The following is a 281-nucleotide window of genomic DNA, read 5'->3' as shown; positions in this document are numbered from 1 at the left end:
TCTGATTATCAGGATCAACGTCTCTGACAACCTGCCTTTCGGTTACATCTACCAATAAGTAATCCACCTCTTTATCTCTCTGCCGGTAACAATAACCACTTTGAGGCATTACCTTCATTTTGGCCAAAGATGCTTCCAGAGCAGGTAATAAATAGCTGACCCATTCACTGACTTTGCTCTGGCTCATATCAAACATCTCTCCATGGTAATACTGGTTGGGGTTTTCTTTTAAGTACATCAGAATGAAATCCAGTTTTGACTTACTCCCATACAAGCTACTC

1 protein-coding gene is annotated in these 281 nt (G+C 40.9%); it reads right to left on the bottom strand.

The features are described from left to right. Window positions 1–281, bottom strand: a 281-nt coding sequence (locus AAOP42_RS00665; protein WP_349526522.1) for a transposase family protein, incomplete at both ends; no start/stop codon positions are given.

Source organism: Reichenbachiella sp. MALMAid0571 (assembly GCF_040151475.1).
Taxonomy (GTDB): domain Bacteria; phylum Bacteroidota; class Bacteroidia; order Cytophagales; family Cyclobacteriaceae; genus CAXBNB01.
The sequence above is the reverse complement of the archived record's forward strand: the minus strand, read 5'-3'. Positions and strand labels throughout refer to the sequence as shown.